This is a genomic window from Pseudomonas sp. Ag1 (assembly GCF_000278565.1).
GTDB lineage: Bacteria > Pseudomonadota > Gammaproteobacteria > Pseudomonadales > Pseudomonadaceae > Aquipseudomonas.
The window spans coordinates 1-26256 of the sequence record NZ_AKVH01000099.1 but is presented as its reverse complement, the minus strand read 5'-3'; the positions used below and the strand labels follow the sequence as shown (position 1 = coordinate 26256).

Here is a 26256-nt window from a genome sequence, read left to right as displayed (position 1 = left end):
CAATCAACCAGCACTGACTGAGCCCGCGACTAGACCACGGGCTCATTAACAGCGCCTTAAATACCTGCCTCGACAAACGGCACGGTCAGGGCCAGGGCCGCGTCCAGGGCGCCGGCGTCAACACCACCGCCTTGCGCCATGTCCGGACGACCACCGCCCTTCCCGCCCACTGCCGCGGCGGCTTGCTTCATCAAATCACCGGCCTTGAGTTGGCCAGTCAGGTCTTTGGTTACACCGGCAACCAGAACGACCTTTTCCTCATGGACACTGCCGAGCAGGATCACTGCGCGGCCGAGCTTGTTCTTCAACTGATCGACCAAGGCCAACAGCGCCTTGCCGTCCTGACCGTCCAGGCGTACGGCCAGCACTTTCACACCCTTGACGTCCAGGGCGGAAGCCGACAGATCGTCGCCCGCCGCGCTGGCCGCCTTGGCCTGCAACTGCTCCAGCTGTTTCTCCAGCTGACGGTTGCGCTCCAGTACGCCGGAGAGCTTGTCGATCAGGTTGTCGCGGCTGCCCTTGACCAGGCCGGCCGCTTCCTTGAGTTGTTCTTCTGCCGCATTGAGGTAGGCCAGGGCCGCAGCACCGGTGATCGCTTCAATACGACGTACGCCGGAAGCCACGCCGCCTTCGCTGATGATTTTCAGCAGGCCGATGTCGCCGGTACGGCTGGCGTGAATACCACCACACAGCTCCACCGAGAAGCTGCCGCCCATGCTCAATACGCGCACTTCGTCGCCGTACTTCTCGCCAAACAGCGCCATGGCGCCTTTTTGCTTGGCGGTCTCGATATCGGTTTCTTCGGTTTCCACCGGGGTGTTCTTGCGAATCTCGGCGTTGACGATGTCTTCCAGGGCCTTCAACTGCTCAGGCTTGATCGCCTCGAAATGACTGAAGTCAAAACGCAGGCGCTGGCTATCGACCAACGAACCCTTCTGTTGCACATGCTCACCCAGCACCTGACGCAACGCAGCGTGCAGCAAGTGAGTGGCAGAATGGTTCAAGGCAGTTGCATGCCGTACGTCGGCATCTACCTGAGTGTCCACCGGCGCGCCGACGGTCAGGTTGCCCAGCACCAGCACGCCGTGATGCAGGAACGCACCGCCGGTCTTGGTGGTGTCGCGCACTTCAAAACGACCGGAGGTGGAGCTCAGGAAACCACAGTCGCCAACCTGGCCACCGGATTCAGCGTAGAACGGGGTCTGGTCGAGGACCACAACACCCTCGTCACCTTCGTTCAGCACGTCAACCGACTTGCCGTCCTTATAGATAGCCACGATCTTGGCCGAGCCAACGGTGGCTTCGTAACCAATGAACGAAGTCGCCACATCAACCTTTACCAGGGTGTTGTAGTCCAGGCCAAAGGAGCTGGCGGAACGGGCACGGACGCGCTGGGCTTCCATCTCACGCTCAAACCCGGCCTCGTCGATGGTCAGCTCGCGTTCGCGGGCGATGTCGGCGGTCAGGTCCATCGGGAAACCGTAGGTGTCGTACAGCTTGAACACGACGTCGCCCGGCACCACGGTGCCCTTGAGCTCGACCAGGTCCTGCTCGAGGATCTTCAGGCCGTGCTCCAGGGTCTTGGAGAACTGCTCTTCTTCAGCCTTGAGCACGCGCTCGATGTTGGCTTGCTGCTGCTTGAGTTCCGGGAACGCATCGCCCATCTCGGCCACCAGCGCGGCAACGATCTTGTAGAAGAAGCTGCCGGTGGCGCCCAGCTTGTTACCGTGACGGCAGGCGCGACGAATGATGCGGCGCAGCACATAGCCACGGCCTTCGTTCGACGGCAGCACGCCATCGGCGATCAGGAAGCCGCAGGAACGGATGTGATCCGACACCACCTTGAGCGACGACTGGTTGTCGTTGGCACAGCCAATGGCCGCGGCCGAAGCGCTCAGCAGGTTGGTGAACAGGTCGATCTCGTAGTTGGAGTGAACGTGCTGCATCACCGCACTGATCCGCTCCAGGCCCATGCCGGTGTCCACCGACGGCGCTGGCAACGGATGCAACACCCCATCGGCGGTGCGGTTGAACTGCATGAACACGTTGTTCCAGATTTCGATGTAGCGGTCGCCGTCTTCTTCCGGCGAGCCCGGTGGGCCACCCCAGATGTCGGCGCCGTGATCGTAGAAAATCTCGGTGCACGGGCCGCACGGGCCGGTATCGCCCATGGTCCAGAAGTTGTCGGACGCGTAAGGCGCGCCCTTGTTGTCGCCGATGCGAATCATGCGCTCGACTGGCACCCCGATTTGCTGGGTCCAGATGTCGTAGGCTTCGTCATCGGTGGCGTAGACGGTCACCCAGAGTTTTTCCTTCGGCAGCTTCAGCACGCCGGTCAGGAAGGTCCAGGCAAAGGTGATCGCGTCTTTCTTGAAATAGTCGCCGAAGCTGAAGTTACCCAGCATCTCGAAGAATGTGTGGTGGCGGGCGGTGTAGCCCACGTTTTCCAGGTCGCTGTTCTTGCCGCCGGCGCGTACGCACTTCTGGCTGCTGGTGGCGCGGGTGTAGGCGCGCTTTTCCTGGCCCAGGAAGCAGTCCTTGAACTGGTTCATCCCCGCGTTGGTGAACAGCAGGGTTGGGTCATTGCCTGGGATCAAGGAGCTGGAGGCGACACGGGTGTGACCTTGCTCTTCGAAGAAGCGAAGGAAGGCTTCACGGATTTCTGCGCTTTTCATTAGGTTCTTCCACGGAGGCTGCGGCCAAAGGCCAGTGCTAAACGTCATCAGACGGAGCGACGGCAAAGGGCCGCATTATATCGGCCCTTTGCCCGTGGTACAGCGTGTTTATGTGATAGAAACAGTCAATTAGACGGTCTGCACTGTCATTTCCGGGAAAACTCGACAAATGTCGCGAGCACTTGCTCGATCTGCGCCCGGCTGACGTCCAGGTGAGTGACCATGCGCAGGCGCGGCGCCGCGCTCAACTTGATCCCGCGCTCGGCGGCAAACGCCTTCAAGGCCTGGGCTCGATCACCGATGTCGACGTAGACCATGTTGGTCTGCACCGGCTCCACCGTATAACCCGCCTTGCGCAGTTCATCACCCAGCCATTGGGCGTTGGCGTGGTCGTCGGCCAGGCGCTGCACCTGGTGATCCAGGGCGTACAGCCCCGCCGCCGCCAGCGAACCGGCCTGGCGCATGCCGCCACCGACCATCTTGCGCAAACGGCGGGCCTTGGCGATCAACGCGGTGGAGCCGCACAATACCGAGCCGATCGGCGCGCCCAGGCCTTTGGACAGGCACACCGACACCGAATCGAAGTGCCGGGCAATTTCCCGCGCATCCACACCCAGCTTGACCGCCGCGTTGTAGAGCCGCGCGCCGTCCAGGTGCAAGGCCAGGCCGTGTTCCCGGGTAAAGGCTCGCGCGGCCGCCAGGTATTCCAGCGGCAGGACCTTGCCCTGCATGGTGTTTTCCAGCGCCAGCAAGCGGGTACGGGCGAAGTGGAAGTCGTCCGGCTTGATCGCGGCCAGCACGTGCTCCAGGTTCAGGGAACCGTCGGCCTGCACTTCCAGGGGTTGTGGCTGGATCGAGCCGAGAACCGCCGCGCCGCCGCCTTCGTATTTGTAGGTGTGGGCCTGCTGACCGACAATGTATTCCTCGCCACGCTCACAGTGCGCCATCAACGCCAGCAGGTTGCTCATGGTGCCGGTGGGCACGAACAACGCGGCGGCAAAACCCAGGCGCTTGGCCAGTTCGGCTTCCAGGCGATTGACGCTCGGGTCCTCGCCGTAGACGTCGTCGCCGCTGGCGGCAGTGGCCATCGCCTCGAGCATGCCAGGGGTCGGTTGGGTCACTGTGTCGCTGCGCAGGTCAATCACGTTCATCAAACTAGCCTCTAGCGGATTGGAGCGTTTCTTGTGTTGACGATTACTGCGGGCAAACCCGCGGAATATCAAGCCCCGTGCTTGCACAATCGAATACCAACCAAACAAACCGATATAGGTTATCGATAAACCAACCGTGCAGTTTCTGAAAAACCATGATAAAAACTCTCCGCCGCCAGGGTTCTGGCGGCAACGTTCTCAGGGCGGGGTGTAATTCCCCACCGGCGGTAATTGCACGCAACGTGCATAGCCCGCGAGCGCTTGGTGCCTCGAACTGCCTCGGCAGGACGGCGACAAGGTCAGCAGACCCGGTGTGATCCCGGGGCCGACGGTCATAGTCCGGATGAAGAGAGAACGGGATTGGCACCTAAGGGCCGCGCTGACGTCATGTTCACATGAGCCCGCTGTGCGTACCCTTAAATCCCATTCGATTCATAACGCCCTGTTTTTTTCTTAAACAGGAGTCAGAACATGCAACCCACCGCAATCGACAGCAAAAGCAAAAACCACCACGGCGAGCGCGTCGCGTTTATCCAGGCCTGCTGGCACAAGGATATTGTCGACCAATCCCGTAAAGGTTTCCTCGCCGAAATGATCGCCCAGGGCTACCAGGAATCGGACATCGATTTCTTCGAAGTCGGCGGCGCCTTTGAAATGCCCCTGCACGCCAAGCTGCTGGCCAAGTCCGGCCGTTATGCCGGTATCGTCGCGGCCGCCCTGGTGGTGGACGGCGGGATCTACCGTCACGAGTTCGTGGCCCAGTCCGTGGTCAGCGGCCTGATGCAGGTCCAGCTGGAAACCGAAGTGCCGGTGTTCTCGGTATCCCTGACCCCGCACCACTTCCACGCGGGCAGCGAGCACCATACGTTCTTCTATGAGCACTTCGTGCACAAGGGCCAGGAAGCGGCACGCACCTGCGCCGACACCCTGCACAAGGTTCGCGCACTGCGTCGCAATGAGCCACGGGCTCTCGCGGTTTAAGCAACACTGCAAAGCAAATGTGGGAGCGGGCTTGCTCGCGAAAGCGGAGTGTCAGTCAATACATGTCTGACTGATACACCGCCTTCGCGAGCAAGCCCGCTCCCACATTTGACCGAGTCGGTCTCGGGATTCAGGCCAGGCCGGCATCCGTGGTCGGCACAATCAATATCCCTGCTCGCAAGCCATTCTTGACCTTCGGGTTCGGGAAGATGATGCGTGCGCCCTCCTCCTCGATTACCCAGCGGGTCTTGGCAATGTCCTCGGCCAGCAGATAACCCTTCTCCAACTCCGAAAAGTTTTCCACGTCCGCCGGCAAATGCAGGACGAAGGTATCGCTGTGCTTGATCACTTCCCGGGAGACGCTGAACAGCTGCAGGCCATCCAGGCTCTCGGTGGCCGGCTCGTTGCCTTCGATGATCTGCGTGAGGCGGGTTTCCAGGCGCGATACGTCCACGCCCTGGTTCTGCCCGAACGGCCGGGCCTTGCCCAACTCCAGGGTGAAGGACTCGGCCTCCAGCTGCTCGTAGGTAAACGCCGTGAAGGTGATCGACGTCTTGTTCTGCAACAGCACCGCCTCCAGGCCAGCGGCTCGCAGGCGCGCCAGTTCACGACGTGAATGCTGGCGACCGTCCTTCCACGGGTACAGTGCGAACTGCTCGATCTTCGAGCCACGGATGGCGGTGTGCAGGTCGTAGTGCAAACGGCTACGCCCAGGCACGCTGAAGAAGGTGCGGGCCAACTGCTCAAGCTCGGCGGCGCGCATGGCTTCGGGGCCGATGTTTTGTTCGTGACGGCCATTGAACAGCCGGTTGACGTCCAGTTCGAGGTAACGCTCGCCGCGGCGCATGGCCTCGGGGTTGCCGAACAGGAACAGAATACGGGTACGGGGCTTGATCTCCCCACGGGCGATGCCCTGCAGCAAGCGGTCGGCCAATTCGATCGGCGCGGTTTCGTTGCCATGGATGCCGGACGACAGCAGTACGTCGCTGCCGTTGTCCCGCGCCTCAGGAGGCCGCACTTCCAGCGCGCCCTCACTGAGCCAGCGCAGTTGCACGCCCTCGACAGTCAGTTGAATTTTTTGCGCCGGTTCGCGACCGGCGAGGGTCAGTTCAAGCAGTTTGCCGAGGGCGAGCATACGCAGCTTCCTTAGTGGTTGCAGCCAGGACCGTGGACGTGATCGTCGTCATCACCTTCAACGTCGGCCGGTTCCATTTCCAGTTGCAGGCTCATCAGGTTGGTGGCCAATGGGCGCATCAGCAGGTTGGCGTATTCCGCGTCGCCTTCTTCCACGTCCACGCCGATCAGCAGTTGGCCACGGCCGTCGTGCTGGATCCAGATCTCCTTGCCCTGCCACACCACGGCGACGCGGGTGCAGGAGGTTTCCAGCTGGGTGCCGTCGGTATCTTCAAGGATCAGTTTCAGGGTGTCGGTGGTCATAAATAGTTCTCAGCCGTGCGGCGTTAATTGATCTGGAAAGGATAAACCGAGCCCAGTTTAAGGATTTGCGTCAGTTCATCCAGTGCCGTCCGGCACTCAAGCAGCAATTGCGGGTCAGCCAGGTCGGTTTCCCGCAGGCTGTCGCGGTAGTGCTTGTCGACCCATTGGGTCAGCGTGTCGTACAACGGCGCCGTCATGATAACCCCTGGGTTGACCGCCGCCAGTTCGGTTTCATTCAAGGCTACACGCAAGCGCAGGCACGCCGGGCCACCGCCGTTCTGCATGCTTTGCTTGAGGTCGAAGACTTTGACTTCGCGGATCAGCCCGCCGGAGGACGTCAGGCCTTGCAGGTACTGCCAGACACGCTCGTTGGCGCGGCATTCTTCCGGCACGATCAGCAGCATCGAACCGTCGGCGCGGGTCAGCAGCTGGCTGTTGAACAGGTAGGAACGCACCGCGTCTTCAACCCCCACCTGGGCCCGTGGCACGCAGATCGACTGGAAATTGCCACCGAGCTTGCCGAGCTTGCCCTGCAATTCACCGAGCATCTGCTCAGTATTGAGGAAGGCATCCTCGTGATAGAACAGCACCTCGCCATTGCCCACCGCGATCACATCGTTGTGGAACACACCGGCATCGATCACCGCCGGGTTCTGCTGGGCGTAGACCACGCCGTCGTCCCGCAGGCCGTGCAGGCGCGCGACCGCCTGGGAAGCTTCGAGGGTCTGGCGTGCCGGGTACTTTTGCGGCGCCGGGTAGCGGGTGTCGAACGCGCTGCGGCCGAACACGAAAAACTCTACGCCCGCCTCGCCATAGTCACGGCAGAAACGCGTGTGGTTGGCCGCGCCTTCGTCACCGAACTGCGCCACCGCCGGTAATGCGGCGTGGTGGGCGAAGTGCTTCTGGTCAGCGAACATCGCCCCCAGCACGCGGCTGGTGGTCGGGTGTTCGATGCTGCGGTGGTATTTGCAGTTGAGGTTGGCTGCGGTGAAATGCACGCGGCCGTCAAAGGTGTCGGCGCTCGGGCTGACGGTCGCGGCATTGGCCACCCACATGCTCGACGCCGAGCAACTGGCAACCAGCAGCGGCATGGCTTGCTTGGCGGCCTGCTGGATGACTTGTGCGTCGGTGCCGGCAAAACCGAGGTTGCGCAAGGCGGCCACATCCGGACGTTCCTGGGGCGCCAGCACACCTTGCACAAAGCCCATTTCCATCAGGGCCTTCATCTTCGCCAAGCCTTGCAGCGCAGCTTCCTTCGGGTTGGAGGACTGCTGGCTGTTGCTTTGGGACGCGACGTTGCCGTAGGACAAACCGCCGTAGTTATGGGTCGGCCCCACGAGACCGTCAAAATTGACTTCACAGGATTTCATCGGCGAGGCTCCACGAACATCTGTATTTTTATAGGCATCAAATTACTTGAACACACCACAAATCAAGTGTGGGAGCGGGCTTGCTCGCGAAAGCGGTGGTTCAGTCGCCTGAAATGTTGAATGACACACCGCCTTCGCGAGCAAGCCCGCTCCCACATTTAGATCAGCGTCACACCCGGGGTTAACGTCGCCGGTAGCACCAGGCTCGGGGTCTCAAGGGAGGCCACCGGGTACGCGCAATAGTCCGCCGCGTAATAGGCGCTGGCGCGATGGTTGCCCGAAGCCCCTACCCCGCCAAATGGCGCGCTGCTCGCAGCACCCGTCAGCTGTTTGTTCCAGTTGACGATCCCGGCGCGGCTTTCCAGCCAGAACTGCTGGTAACGCGCCTCGGAATCCGACAGCAACCCGGCCGCCAAGCCGTATTGAGTGTTGTTGGCCTCGGCAATCGCCGCCTCGAAATCAGCGTAGCGGATCACTTGCAGCAGTGGGCCGAACAGCTCTTCGTCAGCGCGTTCCGTGACCTCGGTCACATCGATAATCCCCGGCGTCAGCAACGCAGCCTGGGCCTGGGGTTGAGTCATTTCCAACAGCGCCACGGCGCCATTGGCCAACAGCAATTCCTGGGCATCCATCAACGCCTTGGCAGCACCGAGGGAAATCACCGAGCCCATGAACGGCGCAGGCGTTTGGTCAAATGCGCCGACTTCGATGGTCGAGCTCACCGCCACCAGGCGTGCGAGCAACGCATCGCCCCAGGCGCCTTCCGGCACCAGCAGGCGACGGGCACAGGTGCAACGCTGGCCAGCGGAGATAAACGCCGACTGGATAATGGTGTACACGGCCGCATCCACATCGGCCACTTCGTCCACCACCAGCGGGTTGTTGCCGCCCATTTCCAGCGCGAGGATCTTGTCCGGGCGCCCGGCGAATTGCTGGTGCAGATGGTTGCCGGTGCGGCTGGAGCCGGTGAAGAACAGACCGTCGATGCCCGGATTCGCCGCCAGGGCGATCCCGGTTTCCCGTGCGCCTTGCAGCAGGTTCAACACGCCCGCCGGCAGGCCGGCGTCGATCCAGCATTGCACGGTCAGCTCGGCGACTTTCGGGGTCAGCTCGCTCGGCTTGAACAGCACGGTGTTACCCGCCAGCAAGGCCGGCACGATATGCCCGTTAGGCAAGTGACCCGGGAAGTTGTAGGGGCCAAACACCGCCACCACCCCGTGGGGCTTGTGGCGCAACACGGCAGTGGCGTCGCCCAATGGGCCGCTCTTCTCGCCGGTACGCTCGCGGTAGCTTTGCACCGAGATCGCGACCTTGTTGACCATGCTGGTGACTTCAGTCGCCGATTCCCACAAAGGCTTGCCGGTTTCCTCACCGATGCAGCGGGCGAGTTCGTCAGCACGACTCTTCAGGTTGGCGGCGAAGGCTTCCAGCACGCTCAGGCGCTCTTCCAACGAACGCTTGGCCCAGGCCGGAAACGCCTGGCGTGCGGCCTGGACGGCGGACTCGACCTGCTCGGCGGTGGCGCCATTACCCGACCACACCACCTGCTGGGTCACCGGGTTCAGCGACTCAAACACTTCACCCTGGCCAGCCAGCCATTCACCTGCGATGTATAGCGAATTCATTATTTCGACTCCCGGGCAGCGGACAACGGTACGGCACGCACTTGATCACCGGCGATCAGTTGCAGGCGCTTGGCGGTCTGTTGATCGACCACCAGGGTGCCCGCAGCCAACCGCGCCGGCGCGGCGGTGATACGGCAATCTTCACGTTTGCGGTTATGGATCAGGAACGGCGTGGCGTCGTCGCCCGGCGTACCAATCGCCAGCACCAGCGCTTCGCTGTCGCGCACGGCGCGGATCTTGGTGGTTTCACACTCCACCGCCGGGCCCGCGTCGAAGATGTCGACGTAGCCCTGGTAGCTGAAACCTTCGCTCTTGAGCATGCTCAGGGCCGGCTCGGTGTCGGTGTGGACCTTGCCGATCACGTTGCGCGCGTCTTCAGACAGGAAGCAGGTGTACAGCGGAAACTTCGGCATCAGCTCGGCGATAAACGCCTTGTTGCCCACGCCGGTGAGGTAGTCGGCCTGGCTGAATTCCATCTTGAAGAAGTGCCGGCCCAGGCTTTCCCAGAACGGCGAGCGCCCGGCTTCGTCGGACATGCCGCGCATCTCGGCGATGATCTTGTTGCCGAACAGCTGCGGGAATTCCGCGATAAACAGCATGCGCGCCTTGGCCAGCATGCGGCCGTTAAGGCCGTTGCGGTAATCGGCGTGCAGGAACAACGAGCACAACTCGGAGTTGCCGGTCAGGTCGTTGGCCAGAAACAGCGTCGGGATTTCACGGTAGATGTTCAGCTCCTGGGAGGCGCTGACCGTCAGGCCGACCCGGAAGTTGTACCAGGGTTCGCGCAGGCCGACTGCACCGGCGATGGCGGAAATCCCCACCACGCGACCTTCGTCGTTTTCCAGCACGAACAGGTAGTCCGCATCACCGCGCCCGGCTTCGCCGCGAAAGGTCTTTTCAGCCCAGCCGACCCGATGGGTCAGGCGCTCTTCGTTGGCCGGCAAGGTGGTGAGGCCGGTGCCGGTGCTGCGCGCCAGATCAATCAGGGCCGGTAAATCGCTGCTGCGTACGGGACGAACGATCATGCTATCTCCTCAAACGGGCCGCCTTGCAAGCCACCCGCGAAACTCATTCTTAAACCGCTACCAGTCGAACGCTGGCACCTTCGCCGACGCCCAGGGCTTCGGCGGTTTCCAGGTCCAGGGTCACTGGCTTGCCCGGCGCGTAGTCCAGCTCCAGCATCACCGCGCGGTAATCCTGCAACTGGCCGTTGCTCACCAGGTACTGGCGGCCGACACCCTTGACCATCTCACCGATCTTCACCGGCACCACACGGCTCTGGGCGATCGAGCGAATGCCCGAGACGCGCGCATGCAGGGTTGGGCCGCCGTCGAAGATGTCGATGTAATGGTCGGTCTCGAAGCCTTCGCGCATCAGGATGTCGAAGGTGATCTGCGCCCGCGGGTGCACCTGGCCCATGGCTTCCTGGGCTTCGTCGGGCAACAGCGGCACGTAGATCGGATAGTGCGGCATCAGCTCGGCGAGGAAGGTCCGGCTCTTCAACCCGCACAGGCGCTCGGCAGCGGCGTAGTTGAGGTCGAAGAAGTTGCGGCCGATGGCGTCCCAGAACGGCGAATCACCGTTCTCGTCGCTGTAGCCCACAATCTCGGTGACCACCGAATCGGCGAAGCGCTCCGGGTGGCCGGCCACGAACAGCAGGCGGCCACGGGAGTTGAGCTCCGACCACGGCGAACCCACCAGCTCCGGCACCACGTAGAAGCTGGTCAGCAGGCTGTTGCCGGTGAGGTCATGGCACTGCGAGAGCACGTGGATCTTGTTGTGGATCTTCAGCTCGCGGGAAGCGTGCACGAAGGTCTCGTTACGGAAGCTGTAGAACGGTTCCGAGTAGCCGGCCGAGGCAACGATGGCCGAACAGCCCACCAGCTTGCCGGCGTCGGTGTCTTCCAGGACGAAGAAATAGCTTTCTTCACCGTTGAAGCTGACCTCGGCGGCGAAGGACGCTTCGCTCGCAGCGATCTTGTCGCTCAGGCGTTCGACATCATCCGGCAAGGAGGTGACACCAATCGGGCTGTCCGCAGCCAGACGCTGTACCTCGCCCAGATCAGCCATTTGCGCGGGGCGCATCACCAGCATGGTGTCACTCCTTAACTCGAAAAACTCACAGGAAAAAATGCCGGACACGATCTTGAAATCAGTGAGGTCAAGTGTGGGAGCGGGCTTGCTCGCGAAAGCGGTGTGTCATTCAACATTTCAGGTGACTGAGCCACTGCATTCGCGAGCAAGCCCGCTCCCACATTTGATCTTCACAGCTTCAACTAAAGAGTCCGGCATACAAAATTTGTGTTGGGCGCCCGACTCGCCGGGCACCCAACGGTCCATCAGGCTTGCGTCAGCTTTTTCACCGCACGTTCGAAGCGGTCCAGGCCTTCCTGGATATCGGCATCTTCCACCACCAGGCTCGGGGCGAAACGCACCACATCCGGGCCGGCTTGCAGGATCATCAAGCCTTCGCGCTCGGCGGCGTTGAAGATGTCCTTGGCCTTGCCTTTCCAGGCATCGCTCAGCACGCAACCGAGCAGCAGGCCCAGGCCACGCACTTCGGTGAAGATGCCGTATTGCTGGCCAATCCTCTCCAGACGGGAAACGAACAAGTCGTGCTTGGCATTAACGCCAGCCAGCACTTCCGGGGTGTTGATCACGTCGATCACCGCTTCCGCCACCGCGCACGCCAGCGGGTTGCCGCCGTAGGTGGTGCCGTGGGTGCCGACCACCAGGTGCTTGGCCAGGTCTTCGCGGGTCAGCATGGCGGCAATCGGGAAACCGCCGCCCAGGCTCTTGGCGCTGGTGAGGATGTCCGGCACGACGCCGTAATGCTGATAGGCGAACAACTCGCCGCTGCGGCCCATGCCGGTTTGCACTTCGTCGAACACCAGCAGCGCGTTGTTCGCGTCGCACAGGTCGCGGGCGCCTTGCAGGTACGACAGTTCTGCCGGCAGCACGCCGCCTTCGCCCTGGATCGGCTCCAGCACCACGGCGCAGGTCTTGTCCGAAACGGCGGCTTTCAGCGCCTCCAGATCGTTATAAGGCACGTGGGTGATGCCGACGATTTTCGGACCGAAGCCGTCGGAATACTTCGACTGGCCACCCACGTTCACGGTGAACAGGGTACGGCCGTGGAAGCTGTTCAGCGCGGCGATGATTTCGTATTTCTCGGTGCCGAAGCGGTCGAACGCGACACGACGGGCCAACTTGAAGGCGGCCTCGTTGGCTTCGGCGCCGGAGTTGCAGAAGAACACACGCTCGGCAAACGTGGCGTCGATCAGCTTATGGGCCAGGCGCAGGGCCGGCTCATTGGTGAAGACGTTGGACACGTGCCACAGCTTGTTGGCCTGTTCGGTCAGTGCACCGACCAGCGCCGGGTGGGCGTGGCCCAATACGTTGACCGCGATGCCGCCGGCAAAGTCGATCAGCTCTCGGCCCGCCTGGTCCCATACGCGGGAACCTGCGCCACGCACGGGGATGAAAGCGGCAGGTGCGTAGTTGGGAACCATGACCTGGTCGAAATCGGCACGTTGCACCGGGGCTTGCTCAACGGACATCGGAGTCTCCTGAAGAGGAACGCCTGCCTGAAACTGGCGGGCGATGCAGGGATTGTAAGGACAGTTTTCAGCGCGGCCTTGCCGCCAAGCGACAACTTCTTATAGCGCCAACCCGCGATTTTCGCGGGTTTACGCCAATGCGACAAATAGCATCGCAATGGCGCAGTTTAAACCGCCCGGGCCGGTTTTGGGCGGTCGGTGAGGCACAACTATCCAATGCCGTCGCCGATGGCCGTTTTGGTCTGCTGTTGATCTCATCCGCGCACAGGAACAGCGCCATGCCTGGAGATGCCGGCCGAGCATTGATGCCTAGCCCCGCTCGGACGGCACCGACGACAATTCGAACGGGCTGCTGCTGCGGCGCTGGTTGCGGTCTTCACGAGGGGTGGCGCCGAAGAAGTTGCGGTAGGCGCTGGAGAAGTGCGGCCCCGAGGAGAAGCCGCAGGACAGGCCGATCTGGATGATCGACTTGCTGGTTTGCATGAGCATCTGGCGGGCCTTGTTCAGGCGCAGTTCCAGGTAGTACTGGCTGGGGACGCGATTGAGGTATTGCTTGAAGATCCGCTCGAGCTGTCGTCGGGACACGCACACATGCTGGGCGATTTCGTCGGTGGTCAGCGGCTCTTCGATGTTGGCCTCCATCAGCAAAACCGCCTGGGTCAGCTTTGGATGGCTGGAACCCAGGCGGTTTTGCAGCGGAATGCGCTGGCGCTCGCCGCCTTCGCGGATGCGCTCCACCACCAGTTCTTCCGAGACTGCCCCGGCCAGTTCGGCGCCGTGGTCACGGGCCAGCACTGCCAGCAGCAGGTCGAGTACCGACATGCCACCGCAGGCGGTCAGGCGGTCACGGTCCCAGTCGAACAGATGGCTGGTGGCGATGACCTTGGGGAAACGCTCGGCGAAATCGTCCTGCCAGCGCCAGTGCACAGCGGCGCGGTAACCGTCGAGCAGACCGAGCTGGGCCAGCGGATACACACCGGCCGACAGGCCGCCGATCACACACCCGGCACGCACCAGTTGCTTGAGGGCGGTGCTGAGCTGGGAGGCGATGACGGTCGGTGGCTCATCGGCCAGCAGGAACAGCTTTTGGAAACCTTCCAGCTTGCCAGCCCAGGGCTCACCCGGCAGTTGCCAGGCGCCGTCCATTGGCGGCTCGGCCTGCAAAAACGAGAGTTCGTACACCACGTCCGGATGCACCCGCTGAGCAACGCGCAAGGCCTCCTCAGCCAGCGCAAGCGTCAGTGCTTTAGTGCTGGGCCAAATCAGGAAACCAATTCGATGGGCAGTCATGGAGTGCTATCCGAAGCGAGTAACAGTAATGAAGACAAAGGCCAATGCTAGCCCGTAAACCAACACAAATCTCTAAAGCGGGTGAAGATCCAAATGTGGGAGCGGGCTTGCTCGCGAATGCGGTGGATCAGTCACCGGATGTATCAACTGATACACCGCTTTCGCGAGCAAGCCCGCTCCCACAGGGGATTGGGCAACCTCAGGATTGTGAAGCTTGCACTAATTCAGTGCATAAAAGCAGTTCTGTTTACTTCAAGCTGCCGGAAAGAAACTGCTGCAAACGCTCGGACTGTGGGCTGACCAGCACTTCGCGCGGGTTGCCACGCTCTTCGACGATGCCTTTGTGCAGGAACACCAGTTGGTTGGAGACTTCACGGGCAAAGCCCATTTCGTGGGTCACCACCACCATGGTCCGGCCTTCCTGGGCCAGGTCCTGCATCACTTTGAGCACTTCGCCCACCAGCTCCGGGTCAAGGGCCGAGGTGGGTTCGTCGAACAGCATCACCTCAGGCTCCATCGCCAGGGCACGGGCAATCGCCACGCGTTGCTGTTCACCGCCGGACATGTGGCCAGGGAACGCATCCTTACGATGGCCCACACCGACTTTGGCCAGGTAGTGCTCGGCCTTTTCCCGGGCGTCTTTTTTCGACATGCCCAAGACGTGCACCGGTGCTTCCATGACGTTTTCCAGCGCGGTCATGTGGGACCACAGGTTGAAATGCTGGAACACCATCGACAGTCGCGAACGCATGCGTTGCAGCTGTTTCGGGTCTGCAGCCTTCATGGCGCCGTCTTTGTTGGCCACCAGTTTCAGCTCTTCGTTATTGAGCAGAATCTTGCCGGCGTGGGGCTGCTCCAGCAGGTTGATGCAGCGCAAAAAGGTACTTTTGCCCGAGCCACTGGACCCGATGATGCTGATCACATCACCGGCCGCGGCGGCCAGGGAAACACCTTTGAGCACTTCATGACTGCCATAGCGTTTATGCAGGTCTTGGACTTCAAGTTTGTACATGCGGTCGGTTCTCACAAAAACAGTTGGTCAGTCGTTGAGCAAGCGCCCGTGCCGCAGCGCTTCGCGCCCCGCCACCTTGGCCAGCCAGAAACCCGCTTGGGCATAACGTAGCCGTTCAACGGCAAACAGCACCCCAGGCGTGCCCGCGCAAACAATGCTCACGCGGTCGGACAAGGGATCGATCACTTCAAATATCGGGTCGCCGGCTTCGACTACGTCACCGGCTTTACGCAGGTAGCTGATCACGCCGGCGTGGGGCGCGAACAACAACTCGGTGCCTTCGAAGGGCAGGCCTTCGCAGGGCTCGTGCTGCGGCGCGGGCCATTCACCACGGATCAGGCCTTGCTCGGCGAGGAACGCCAGGATGCCTTCAGCGTGGAAAATCGCTTCGTCACGGCCAGTATCGGCCTGGCCACCCAGCTCCAGAGTCGTCGCCAGGCACGCCAGGGGAATCTGCGCCTCGGGGAACGCCCGGGACAGGCGCAGCCACGGTAGCGAGCAGGCTTCGTCAAACGAACTGCCGCCGGAATCTTCCGCCAGCAGGCCGACCTTCACATTCAGGTGCGCCGACAGCGAACGCCACTGCGGCCAGTGTTGCGGCAGCGCGTACATGTGCAACGCGGCTTCGGCGTCGCAATGCAGGTCGAGGACCACGTCGGCGGTGCAGGCATGGCTCAGCAACACCCGCTGCATGCCTTGCAACTGGCTGCTCGGCGCCGGCAACGCATTGAGCGCATCGCTCATGGCCTGGCGGATCAAGCGCACATTGGCGTGAGGATCATCCCCCAGCTTGCCGTTGAGCAACTCGGTAACCGGCTCGCTCAACTCAACGAAGTCGCGGTTGAAATTCTTGCCGCTGCCGATCTCGAAACGGCCCTGGTGACTGCCTTGCAGCAGTTGCCCCAGGCCCATCGGATTGGCGACGGGAACCAGCTCGATCACGCCGTTGAGGGCGCCTTGCTGTTCCAGTTCCGTCAGGCGCTTTTTCAGCTCCCAGGCGGCGCGCATGCCGGGCAATTCATCCGCGTGCAGGCTGGCCTGGATATAAGCCTTGCGCTCGCCGCTGCCGAAACGGAACACCGTCAGCTGGCGTTCGCAGCCCAGGTGACCCCAGGGCAACAGGTGATCGATACGTTCCATATCAATGCTTCCGTGGAGCCAGGTAGCTCAGCCAGCGGCCTTCGGCCAACTTGAACAGGCGCACCAGGATGAAGGTCAGGCACAGGTAGAACGCACCCGCAGTGATATAGGCTTCGAACGGCAAGTAGTACTGGGCGTTCACCGTGCGTGCGGCACCGGTGATGTCGATCAGGGTGACGATGGACGCAAGGCTGGTGGTCTGGAGCATCATGATCACTTCGTTGCTGTATTGCGGCAGCGCCCGGCGCAGGGCCGATGGCAGCAGGATCCGGCGGTACAGCTTGTAGCGCGACATGCCCATGGCCTTGGCTGCCTCGATCTCGCCGTGGGGCGTGGCCTTGAGGCTGCCGGCGATGATCTCGGCGGTATAGGCGCTGGTGTTCACGGCAAACGCCAGGCACGCGCAGAAGGTCGCGCTGGACAGCAGTGGCCACATGAAGCTTTCGCGCACCGCTTCGAACTGGGCCAGGCCGTAGTAGATCAAGAACAGCTGCACCAGCATCGGCGTGCCGCGAATCACATAGGTGTAGAGCCAGGCAACACCGTTGACGATCGGCTGCTTGGACACACGCATCAGGCCCAGGGGCAAGGCCGCGAGCAAGCCGAAGAACAGCGAAATGGCCAGCAGTTTCAGGGTGGTCAGCAAGCCGCCGAGGTACAGCGGCATGGCCTCCCAGATGACGTTGTAGTCGAAGATCATAGATCAGCCGCCTTTACGCCTACCGAGTAGCGCTTCTCAAGATGACGCAGGGCCAGCAACGACACGCTGGTGATCACCAGGTACATCGCCGCCACTGCGAGGAAGAAGGTAAAAGGTTCGCGGGTGGCGTCTGCCGCCTGCTTGGCCTTGAACATCATGTCTTGCAGGCCCACCACCGAAATCAATGCGGTGGCCTTGGTCAGTACCAGCCAGTTGTTGGTAAACCCGGGGATCGCCAGCCGAATCATCTGCGGCACCATCACCCGGAAAAACACCTGGAACGGGCTCATGCCATACGCCAGGCCGGCTTCGGCTTGGCCCTTGGGAATGGCCATGAAGGCGCCACGGAAGGTTTCCGAAAGGTAGGCGCCAAAGATGAAACCCAGGGTGCCGATACCGGCGGCCAAGGGGTTCAAGTCAATGTAGTCGTTGTAGCCGAGCAACGGCGCAACGCGGTTAAGCAGGTCCTGACCACCGTAGAAAATCAGCAGGATCAGCACCAGGTCGGGGATCCCGCGGATCACCGTGGAGTACAGGTCGCCCAGCCAGGCCAACCAGCGCACCGGCGAGAGGCGCAACGCGACCCCGATCAGACCCAGAACAATGGCCAGGGCCATGGACGACAAGGCGAGCTGAAGCGTCAACCAAGCGCCATCGAGGATGACAGCCCCGTAGCCTTTCAACATGATTCAGGTCCTCGAAAAGGGGGATGAAAAAATGGCGCAAACTTCAGAGATCCTGGTGCTTGCGCCATTCTGGACAGACAGCTGCGACGGTTTACTTGGCTTCTGGGCCGTAAATGTCGAAGTTGAAGTACTTGTCCTGGATTGCCTTGTACTTGCCGTTGGCACGGATCGCAGCGATTGCAGCGTTGATGCGGTCCAGGTTTTCCTTGTCGCCTTTACGTACCGCGATGCCGATACCGTCGCCGAAGTACTTGGCGTCAGTGAAGGCCGGGCCGGTGAACGCGTAGCCTTTACCGGCTGGCGTGTCGAGGAAACCTTCCTGCAACAGGGTGGCGTCGGCTACGGTGCCATCAAGGCGACCGGCTTCTACGTCCAGGTAGATTTCGTTCTGCGAGCTGTAAGGAACAATGGTGGCGCCTTTGGGAGCCAGCACTTCCTTGGCGAAACGGTCGTGGATCGAACCGCGCTGCACGCCGATTTTCTTGCCTTTCAATTCATCCAGGCTGTCGCTGACGGCAGTGCCTTCCTTCAATACCAGGCGAGCTGGGGTCAGGTAGTAGCGGTTGGTGAAGTCCACGGACTTCTTGCGATCGTCGGTGATGGACATCGAGGACAGGATGGCGTCGATCTTGCGCACTTTCAGCGCCGGGATCAGGCCGTCGAATTCCTGCTCGACCCAGGTGCACTTGACCTGCATCTGCTCACACAGGGCGTTGCCGATGTCGTAGTCAAAACCGACGATGCTGCCGTCCGGTGCCTTGGAGGCAAACGGAGGGTAAGCCGCTTCAATACCAATCTTCAGTGGCTTGCCTTCGGCGAAAGCCTGCATGGACAGCACGGACAGCGCCAGGGCGCCCAACAGCACGAGTTTCTTCATCTTGGGACTCCATCGGTATAGGGCAAAACAGCAGTATGAGCCAGGGCCCACGATGCGAATGAGTGAAACCGAATAGCGGTGCTGCGTCCTGCGCCAGTTCAGCATCGGCGACGACGAGCGAGTGATCGGCATTCTAACGACAGGCCGGAAGCCGATATTTCCTCAATGCGACAACAATTTACAGAAGCACCGAGAAAGCGGTTCCAGCACATTGACAGCCTCTTGATTTTATGCAGAGGCAAAAGATATTAAACCTGTTAACGCTGCAAGTTGCGGGCCTATTATTCGCAAACCCTTCTAGCACGGCAAGTGTAGCGTTGGATCTAATTTTTCAGGGCGTCTAAGACGCGGGTTTTCGGGGCAAAGGCGTAGCACTTTGCCTCATGTTTGGGCATGAGGTTACACATTTGCCGGGCTCGGTAACATTCAGAAACTTCCTACAACACAATCCGATATTTATTGGCCTTGTGTAAGTCGCGCCACTGAATGACCAATCTTGGAATGCAATCAAAATGTGGGAGCGGGCTTGCTCGCGAAGGCGGTGTGTCAGCCAGCACACCACTAACTGATACACCGCCTTCGCGAGCAAGCCCGCTCCCACAGGGGTTATAGGTCGCCTGTCCGATCGCACAAAAAAGCCCCACCCGGCCTACGCCGAATGGGGCTTCGTCCCACAAACCCGCCTTACGCGACGTTCATGGTCTTGTGCGTCTCGATCAAATGCGCCACCACACTCGGATCCGCCAGGGTGGAGATATCGCCCAACCCGTCGTATTCAGCGGTGGCAATCTTGCGCAGGATCCGGCGCATGATTTTCCCCGAACGGGTTTTCGGCAAGCCCGGTGCCCACTGGATCACATCCGGTGAAGCAATCGGCCCGATCTCTTTACGCACCCAGTTTTTCAACTCCAGGCGCAACGCTTCATTCGGCTCTTCGCCGTTTTTCAGCGTGACATACACATAGATGCCCTGGCCCTTGATGTCATGAGGCACACCCACCACCGCCGCTTCCGCAACTTTCGGGTGCGCAACCATGGCGCTCTCAATCTCGGCGGTGCCCATGCGGTGGCCGGAGACGTTCAGCACGTCGTCCACCCGACCGGTGATCCAGTAGTAGCCATCCTCGTCACGGCGCGCACCGTCACCGGTGAAGTACATGCCACGGAAGGTCTTGAAGTAGGTGTCCACAAACCGGTCATGGTCGCCATACAGCGTACGTGCCTGGCCCGGCCACGAATCCAGGATCACCAGGTTACCCTCGGCCACGCCTTCAATCAGGTTGCCGAGGTTATCCACCAGCGCCGGTACCACGCCAAAGAATGGGCGCGCCGCCGAACCCGGCTTGAGCGCATGGGCGCCCGGCAGCGGGCTCATCATGTTGCCGCCGGTCTCGGTCTGCCACCAGGTATCGACGATCGGGCAACGGGATTGGCCGACGTTCTTGTAGTACCAGTCCCACGCTTCCGGGTTAATCGGCTCACCCACCGAACCCAGCAGGCGCAAGCTGCTGCCATCGGCGCCTTCGCAGGCGGCGGTGCCGGAAGCCATCATGGCGCGGATCGCGGTCGGTGCGGTGTAGAGGATGTTCACTTTGTGCTTGTCGACGATCTTCGCCACCCGGGTGATGTCCGGATAGTTCGGCACGCCTTCGAACATCAGCGTGGTCGCGCCGTTGGCCAGTGGGCCATAGACGATATAGGTGTGGCCGGTGACCCAGCCGACGTCGGCAGTGCACCAGTAGATTTCGCCCGGGCGGTAGTCAAACACGCGCTCGTGGGTCAGGGCTGCGTACAACAGGTAGCCGCCGGTGGTGTGCTGCACGCCCTTCGGCTTGCCGGTGGAGCCGGAGGTGTAAAGGATGAACAGCGCTTCTTCGGCGCCCATCTCTTTCGGCGCACACACGGTGCCCGCCACTTTCATCAGGTCTTCGTACCAGATGTCGCGATGCTGGTTCCACTTGATGTTGCCACCGGTGCGCTTGCACACGATGACTTTCTGGATGCTGCTGGTTTCCGGGTTGGTCAGGGCGTCGTCGACGTTGGCCTTCAGGGAAATCTTCTTGCCGGCACGAATGCCTTCGTCGGCGGTGATCACCACCTTGGATTTGCAGTCGATGATCCGACCGGCCAGGGCCTCTGGCGAGAACCCGCCAAACACCACCGAGTGAATCGCACCGATCCGGGCACAGGCCAGCATGGCGACCGCGGCTTCGGGAATCATCGGCATATAGATAGTCACCACGTCGCCGCGGTGCACATCCTGGCCGCGCAGGGCGTTGGCGAACTTGCAGACTTCTTCATGCAGCTCGCGGTAGGTGATGGTGCGGCTTTCGGCAGGGTCGTCGCCCTCCCAGATGATTGCTGGCTGGTCGCCACGCTCGGCGAGGTGGCGGTCCAGGCAGTTGTAGGAAACGTTGAGGGTGCCGTCGGCAAACCATTTGATGTCGACATGGTGATCGTCGAAGGAGGTCTGCTTCACCGTGGTGAAAGGCTTGATCCAGTCAAGGCGCTTGGCTTGCTCGCGCCAGAAACCGTCGGGGTTGACCACCGACTGCTGGTACATGGCCTTGTAGGTCGCCTCATCGGTCAGCGTATTGGCTGCTACTTCGGGGCGAACGGGGTACAGAGAAGCCGCACTCATCTTTCTTACCTCGGTGACATAGTTGTTGTTGTATGGCCCTGTTGTAGCCGGGCCGGACCTATAGAACCATTCGACGATGGTAGTAACAAGCCCCTACAAATTGCCCACCTATCCACTGGCAGCGCTCTGGCCCGCGGCCCGTGGCGCTTTGCAGGTTTCTGAAAAAACCTTCATTTCGCGATTGTTACAAAAACCACCAATAGTGTTTATCAAAAGCACGGGTATATGAATATAACTCGGACGCCTAAAATCAACCTCGCCATCAAGGCACTGTGATTAACAACGTAACAGCCCCCACGAAGGCAACGTTAATCCGAACTTCCCAATCAAGTTACACACGTGGCCTCACAAGGGCCCCGTGACCCCTTTCGACCGCCAAAAGGTAAATAGTCAAATGAAAGCGTTATTAGTTATGGCCCTTAGCAGCTTGTGCGCCACCGCCGCCCTGGCCGACGAAGCCCCGACTGACGTAGCCAGCCAGAGCACCCCGATTGTTGAGGATTACACTTACAGCACCCATCTGGACGTCGCCAAAGTAGTGTCCATGAGTGAAGTCCCGGATGTATGCAAAGTTGTACCGGTAAAAATGGAATATGAAGACTCACAAGGTCAGCGTCATATTCTTCAATATCAGGTCATGGGTAACGGTTGCTCTAACGGATAATAACTTCGTTAGTTTGAACTGAACCTGATCTTACTCGCCGCAAGAAATCGTTCTTGCGGCAAAGAGCCGGCTTATCCCCTACCGCTTGAATCGAATGCTACGATTGTGGCGCCGCCACCTCACCTGCAAGGCAGGATGCATTCATGCGAGCCAGTTTCGAAAAAATCCCCACCGAGGCGAACACCTCCTGGACCCTGCTGAACAGGCGTCTACCGGAGGCGATTCCGTTTGAATGGCATCACCATCCCGAATACGAACTGACCCTCACCCTCAACAGCCGCGGGCACCGCTATATCAGCAACGATGTGGCGCTGTACGATGACGGCGACCTGGTGCTGGTGGGCCCGAACGTGCCCCATAGCTGGTCTTCCGCCGAGCTGATCGACCCCGCCAAACCGCACATTGCCCTGGTCATCTGGTTTTCCGAGGCCTGGGCGGACTCGCTGGTGCAACTGTTTCCGGAGATGGGGTCGACGCGTGCGCTATTGGCTGCAGCGCGACAGGCGTTGAGTTTCAGTGATGCTACGTCCCGGGCGCTGCGCCCGGTGATCGAAGCAATGGTCGAGCAAGACGCTTCCCAGCGACTGATCTCGTTGCTCAGCGTGCTCAACACATTGTCCCGGGATATCGCCGCGCAGCGCATCGCGACGGAAAACGCCGCCCCTCACATCGTTGAAGACGCGCGCATCCGCCGCGTTCTGGACTACCTGCACGGCCACTATGCGCAACCTGTCGGCATTCCCGAGCTGGCGCAAATGGCCTGCGTCAGCGTTTCAGCCTTCCATCGCATGTTCCGCAAACACACACGCTGCACGGCGCTGGACTACATCGTCCGGCTACGCATCGGACATGCTTGCGCTTTATTGATGCGGGGCAACCTGGCGGTCAGCGCGATTTCCGAACAGGTCGGCTATGCCTCCCAGGCGTTGTTCAATCGGCAGTTCAAGGCGCACAAGGGCATGACGCCGTCACAGTTTCGGCTTCAACACGGGCATCACTTTCAATAAGCCGATTCTTCTATACGCCTCGAAACAAACGCCACAATCGTACTGCCAAACGCTGCAAACCAGGCTGCCCCCCAGACGGGCCGAGGTGATTCCATACCTGTATGCACAACAACAATACAGGTCACCCAATGAGCAATTACCACGCCTTCGAATGTGCCGAGCTGCCGGACGACTACAAGCGCAGCATCGTCGCCATGAAAAAGGCCCTGCGCGCGCAGATCGGCGACGTGCCTGCGCTGTTCGCCGAGGTCAGCGAGTTCATCAGGGCTGAAATCGCCTCGATCAAGGCCCAGCAGTCTGCCTGGCCCGAACTCGACTTTGAAACCATCGCCACCGGCCAGGTCACCGAAGCACAACGAGCCCTCATCAAGCGCCGGGGCTGCCTGGTGATCCGCAACCACTTCCCCAGGGAACAGGTGCTCGCGTGGGACAAGAGCCTGCTGGACTACCTCGACCACAACCATTTCGACGAGGTGTATCGCGGCCCGGCTGACAACTTCTTCGGCAACCTCGAAGCCTCACGCCCGGAAATATTCCCCATCTATTGGTCCGACGCCCAGATGCAACTGCGCCAACACCAGCGCATGGGCGCCGCACAGTCGTTCCTGAACCGCCTGTGGACCTACAACTCCCAAGGCCGGCAATGGTTCGACCCAGACATCAATGCGCTGTACCCCGACCGCGTCCGCCGCCGCCCACCCGGCACCACCTCCAAAGGGCTTGGCCCCCACACCGACTCGGGCGCCCTGGAACGCTGGCTGCACCCCGCCTACCTCAAGCTGTTCGACAAGATCTACCGCAACGACTTCAAGTCCTACGACCCCTGGGACGCCGCCCATCGTACCGAAGTCGATGAATACGCCTACAAGGACACAGTGAAATGTTCGGCCTTCCGCACCTTCCAGGGCTGGACCGCACTGTGCGACATGCAGGCCGACCAGGGCGTGCTGCATACCTTGCCGATCCCCAAAGCCATGGCATACATGCTGCTGCGCCCGTTGCTGGACGATGTCCCCGAGGATGAGCTGTGCGGCGTCGCGCCGGGCAAGGTGCTGCCAGTTTCAGAGAAATGGCACCCGCTGCTGGTCCAGGGCATGACCCCGATTCCGGACGTACAGGCCGGCGATTCGGTGTGGTGGCACTGCGACGTGATCCACAGCGTCGCCCCCGTCGAAAACCAACAGGGCTGGGGCAACGTGATGTACGTGCCCGCCGCGCCCATGTGCCCGAAAAACCTGCGGTACGCCAAGGATGTGCTCAGGGCGTTCGAGCAAGGGGTTTCGCCGGATGACTTTGCCCGGGAGGACTACGAGAAAGAGTGGAAAGACCGCTTCATGACGCCGCAACTGAACACCCTCGGCCGCAAAGGGCTGGGGCTGGAATAAGCACCGCTCCCCAAAACAACAAAAAGGGTTATCCCACATGAAAATCCCCCATCGCCTTGCCGTTGCCATCTCCCTCGCCAGCCTTTGCACGTTCGCCGCTCACGCAGCCGACAGCAAAGGCACTGTTGAAGTCGTCCACTACTGGACCTCGGGCGGGGAAGCCAAGTCTGTACAGGTGCTGCAACAACTGATCGAGAAAGACGGCTTCATCTGGCAAAACAGTGCCGTGGCCGGCGGCGGTGGCGCTGCTGCCATGACCGTCCTCAAGAGCCGCGCCGTCTCCGGCAACCCGCCCTCTGCCGCGCAGATCAAAGCTCCGGACATTCAGGAGTGGGGCAAGCTGGGCCTGCTGACCAGCGTCGACAACGTCGCCAAGGCCAATCACTGGGACAGCCTGCTGCCCGAAAGCATTGCGCAACTGATGAAGTTCGACGACCACTACGTCGCCGTACCGCTCAACATCCACCGCATCAACTGGTTATGGATCAACCCCGAGGTGCTCAAGAAAGCCGGCGTGTCCAAAGCCCCGGCCACCCTGGAAGAACTCTACGCCGCCGGCGACAAACTCAAGGCCGCCGGCTTCATCGCCATCGCCCACGGCGGCCAACCCTGGCAGGACACCACCGTATTTGAAGGCCTGGTGCTCAGCATCCTGGGCGCCGATGGCTTCCAGAAAGCCTTTATCGACAACGACGAAGCCACCTTCACCGGCCCCAAAATGACCGAAGTCTTCGTCGCGCTGCGCAAGCTGAAGACCTACATGGACCCCAACGGCGCAGGCCAGGACTGGAACATGGAAACCGCCAAAGTCATCAATGGCCAGGCCGGCATGCAAATCATGGGGGACTGGGCCAAGAGTGAGTGGACCGCGGCGGGTAAAAAAGCCGGGGCCGATTATGAATGCGTGCCCTTCCCCGGCTCACAAGGCATTTATAGCTACACCATCGACTCACTGGCCATGTTCAAACCGTCCAGTAAAAATGATACGCCGGGCAACAACGCGGCTCGCGACGACCTGGCCAAGATCGCCCTGGAGCCGCAATTCCAGAGCGTGTTCAACCAGAACAAAGGCTCCATCCCGGTGATCAAGGGCCTGGACATGAGCCAGTTCGACAGCTGTGCCCAGGCTTCCGCCAAGGACTTCGCCGAAGCCGAGAACGCCGGCACGCTGGAGCCGAGCATGGCCTTCAACATGTCCACGTCCCAGGCGGTGCAAGGGGCGGTGTTTGATGTGGTCAGCAACTTCATGAGCAATAAAGACGCGGACCCCGCCAAGGCTGGCAAGCAGATGTTTGCCAGCATCAAAGCCGCAGCCCAGTAACCCCCCGCGACCCGTTCTTGCGCCAAACGGCGCAAGAACTTCCAGACCGAATCTGCCCCAGTTCGGCGCGCTGAAACAAACGCCTACCGCCCGTCAAAAAAATCCAAGCCAGGCAAAGCCTTGTAAACCCGGACCTTGGCTGCAAACACCACCATTTTGGCCGCTCACCGAGACCATCCGCCGCAACACAAAGTCGAATTTTTCCCTATAATGCGCGGGTAAATCGGGCCTGCAATATCCCTTTACACTGGGACGAAGAGCCAGACCTGAGGCCCCCGCTGGAGCCAGTAAGCATTGCTCCGCCCCTCAAGCCTCAAGCAGAACACCCGTAACCCTGATTCCGTTTAATGCGTGCGTTAGCTGCAACAAACGATTCCTTAAGATCCACCGCGGCCTTTGGGCCGTGTGAACACCCAACCATCCGGTTTCACACGGGCACCTTAGAGCCCTCACGCAGGAGACGACACGTCATGCTGAGCTGGGACGAGTTCGACAAAGAAGAAGACGGCGAAGTAGTTGCCAAAGGCGCCAACGCCGGCCACGCCACCGAAGCCAACATGGACCGCCTCGACGGCGCCGGCGCTGCTGCCGCCATCGAAGCCCGCGCCGTCACCGCCAATGACTCCGCCGCCATCGTGCGCGCCAAGGCCGCCCTCGACAAACTCGACGTCGCCGAAGGCCTCGCAGAACTCGAAGGCTCCGCCGCCCGCGTCGCCGTTGACGAAAAGCGCATGA

21 protein-coding genes, 1 pseudogene and 1 riboswitch are annotated in these 26256 nt (G+C 60.9%); of the genes and pseudogenes, 6 read left to right on the top strand and 16 right to left on the bottom strand.

The genetic code is table 11. From position 1 onward, the window contains the following. Positions 1-56: 56 nt before the first annotated feature. Both alaS and ltaE read right to left on the bottom strand, forming a co-directional pair. On the bottom strand, positions 57-2675 hold the full coding sequence (gene alaS / locus A462_RS16130; protein WP_003214310.1) for an alanine--tRNA ligase: 2619 nt from the start codon (positions 2673-2675) through the stop codon (positions 57-59). Between the two features lie 146 nt (positions 2676-2821). Continuing rightward, positions 2822-3826 carry a low-specificity L-threonine aldolase gene (ltaE, locus tag A462_RS16135; protein WP_032899380.1) on the bottom strand — a complete coding sequence of 335 codons (1005 nt, stop codon included), beginning with the start codon at positions 3824-3826 and terminating at the stop codon, positions 2822-2824. A 190-nt stretch (positions 3827-4016) separates the two neighbouring features. Beyond that, a riboswitch (FMN riboswitch) is annotated at positions 4017-4186 on the top strand. Positions 4187-4297: 111 nt separating this feature from the next. Between ltaE and A462_RS16140 the strand changes: the two genes are divergently transcribed. After that, positions 4298-4807 (top strand): 6,7-dimethyl-8-ribityllumazine synthase, encoded by a 510-nt coding sequence (locus A462_RS16140; RefSeq protein WP_003214313.1) that lies wholly within the window; start codon positions 4298-4300, stop codon positions 4805-4807. Positions 4808-4937: 130 nt separating this feature from the next. Here A462_RS16140 and astE read toward each other — a convergent pair whose 3' ends face one another. The 14 genes from astE to acs form a co-directional block, all read right to left on the bottom strand. Beyond that, complete coding sequence (astE, locus tag A462_RS16145) at positions 4938-5942, bottom strand: succinylglutamate desuccinylase (protein ID WP_008435263.1); 1005 nt, start codon at positions 5940-5942, stop codon at positions 4938-4940. An 11-nt stretch (positions 5943-5953) separates the two neighbouring features. After that, on the bottom strand, positions 5954-6244 hold the full coding sequence (locus A462_RS16150) for a hypothetical protein (protein WP_003214319.1): 291 nt from the start codon (positions 6242-6244) through the stop codon (positions 5954-5956). 23 nt (positions 6245-6267) lie between these two features. Continuing rightward, a complete protein-coding gene (gene astB / locus A462_RS16155) occupies positions 6268-7614 on the bottom strand; it encodes an N-succinylarginine dihydrolase (protein WP_008435262.1) in 1347 nt (448 codons plus the stop codon). A 158-nt stretch (positions 7615-7772) separates the two neighbouring features. Further along, positions 7773-9242 carry a succinylglutamate-semialdehyde dehydrogenase gene (astD, locus tag A462_RS16160; protein ID WP_168197533.1) on the bottom strand — a complete coding sequence of 490 codons (1470 nt, stop codon included), beginning with the start codon at positions 9240-9242 and terminating at the stop codon, positions 7773-7775. Next, positions 9239-10264, bottom strand: coding sequence for an arginine N-succinyltransferase (gene astA, locus A462_RS16165; protein WP_003214325.1), 1026 nt, complete (start codon positions 10262-10264; stop codon positions 9239-9241). The genes astD and astA overlap by 4 nt, the downstream gene beginning before the upstream one ends. A gap of 49 nt (positions 10265-10313) precedes the next feature. Further along, the gene (aruF, locus tag A462_RS16170) at positions 10314-11333 is read right to left on the bottom strand and encodes an arginine/ornithine succinyltransferase subunit alpha (protein ID WP_003214328.1); all 1020 of its coding nucleotides are present in this window, start codon (positions 11331-11333) and stop codon (positions 10314-10316) included. 245 nt (positions 11334-11578) lie between these two features. Further along, positions 11579-12799: an aspartate aminotransferase family protein gene (locus A462_RS16175; RefSeq protein WP_008435260.1), complete on the bottom strand. Its 1221-nt coding sequence runs from the start codon at positions 12797-12799 to the stop codon at positions 11579-11581. A 309-nt stretch (positions 12800-13108) separates the two neighbouring features. Continuing rightward, positions 13109-14089: a GlxA family transcriptional regulator gene (locus A462_RS16180; protein ID WP_008435259.1), complete on the bottom strand. Its 981-nt coding sequence runs from the start codon at positions 14087-14089 to the stop codon at positions 13109-13111. A gap of 247 nt (positions 14090-14336) precedes the next feature. Next, a complete protein-coding gene (locus tag A462_RS16185) occupies positions 14337-15101 on the bottom strand; it encodes an ABC transporter ATP-binding protein (RefSeq protein WP_008435257.1) in 765 nt (254 codons plus the stop codon). A 27-nt stretch (positions 15102-15128) separates the two neighbouring features. After that, the gene (locus A462_RS16190) at positions 15129-16241 is read right to left on the bottom strand and encodes a succinylglutamate desuccinylase/aspartoacylase family protein (protein WP_008435255.1); all 1113 of its coding nucleotides are present in this window, start codon (positions 16239-16241) and stop codon (positions 15129-15131) included. 1 nt (position 16242) lies between these two features. Further along, positions 16243-16941, bottom strand: a complete 699-nt coding sequence (locus A462_RS16195) for an ABC transporter permease (protein WP_008435252.1) — start codon at positions 16939-16941, stop codon at positions 16243-16245. Then, positions 16938-17627 (bottom strand): ABC transporter permease, encoded by a 690-nt coding sequence (locus A462_RS16200; RefSeq protein WP_003214341.1) that lies wholly within the window; start codon positions 17625-17627, stop codon positions 16938-16940. Before A462_RS16200 ends, A462_RS16195 begins: the two co-directional genes overlap by 4 nt. Before the next feature lie 91 nt (positions 17628-17718). Further along, positions 17719-18504 carry an ABC transporter substrate-binding protein gene (locus A462_RS16205; protein WP_003214343.1) on the bottom strand — a complete coding sequence of 262 codons (786 nt, stop codon included), beginning with the start codon at positions 18502-18504 and terminating at the stop codon, positions 17719-17721. 684 nt (positions 18505-19188) lie between these two features. Further along, positions 19189-21144: an acetate--CoA ligase gene (gene acs / locus A462_RS16210; protein WP_003214346.1), complete on the bottom strand. Its 1956-nt coding sequence runs from the start codon at positions 21142-21144 to the stop codon at positions 19189-19191. Between the two features lie 394 nt (positions 21145-21538). Between acs and A462_RS16215 the strand changes: the two genes are divergently transcribed. From A462_RS16215 to A462_RS16235, 5 genes and pseudogenes are all read left to right on the top strand, one after another. Continuing rightward, complete coding sequence (locus A462_RS16215) at positions 21539-21808, top strand: DUF2790 domain-containing protein (RefSeq protein ID WP_008435250.1); 270 nt, start codon at positions 21539-21541, stop codon at positions 21806-21808. Between the two features lie 143 nt (positions 21809-21951). After that, a complete protein-coding gene (locus A462_RS16220) occupies positions 21952-22815 on the top strand; it encodes a helix-turn-helix domain-containing protein (RefSeq protein WP_008435249.1) in 864 nt (287 codons plus the stop codon). 128 nt (positions 22816-22943) lie between these two features. After that, positions 22944-24200 carry a DUF1479 domain-containing protein gene (locus A462_RS16225; RefSeq protein WP_008435248.1) on the top strand — a complete coding sequence of 419 codons (1257 nt, stop codon included), beginning with the start codon at positions 22944-22946 and terminating at the stop codon, positions 24198-24200. A 37-nt stretch (positions 24201-24237) separates the two neighbouring features. Continuing rightward, positions 24238-25521: an ABC transporter substrate-binding protein gene (locus A462_RS16230; protein ID WP_003214355.1), complete on the top strand. Its 1284-nt coding sequence runs from the start codon at positions 24238-24240 to the stop codon at positions 25519-25521. A 470-nt stretch (positions 25522-25991) separates the two neighbouring features. Further along, positions 25992-26256: pseudogene (locus A462_RS16235) on the top strand (ribonucleotide-diphosphate reductase subunit beta); the annotation flags it as partial.